This is a genomic window from Burkholderia sp. A2, from assembly GCF_001729305.1.
Taxonomy (GTDB): domain Bacteria; phylum Pseudomonadota; class Gammaproteobacteria; order Burkholderiales; family Burkholderiaceae; genus Burkholderia; species Burkholderia sola.
The window spans coordinates 1-359 of record NZ_LZXX01000053.1; the positions used below are offsets into that span (position 1 = coordinate 1).

Annotated in this window: 1 pseudogene; it reads right to left on the bottom strand. The window is 74.7% G+C overall.

What is annotated here, in order from left to right:
• Positions 1 to 359, bottom strand: a pseudogene (locus A9Z05_RS37515) (chromosome segregation protein SMC); the annotation flags it as partial.

Consider the following 359-nt stretch of genomic DNA (forward strand, 5'->3'; position numbering starts at 1 on the left):
GCGGCGAGTTCGCGCTCGCGTTCGTCCAGCGCAGCCTGCCGGCGCGCCACGCCCGCGCGCGCGGATTCGACCTGCTGACGCAGCGACTGCAGCGTCGCCGCGGCCTGGGTCGCGCCGAGCTGCGCATCGACGAGCTCGTCGGCGAGACGGATCGCGTCGTCGACCGCCGGCGCGCCCGTCGCGAGATCCACGGCACCGCTGCGGACATCGCCCCATGCGCCGTCGCGACGCGCGCGCGCCGCCAGCACGTCGGCGGTCGTGACGACCTTGTGGTTCTCCGCGAAATGCTTTTCCTGCAACTCAAGCCGTTCGAGCTCTTCGAGCGCGCCGTCCCGCGCGTCGCGCGCGGCAGCGGCCGC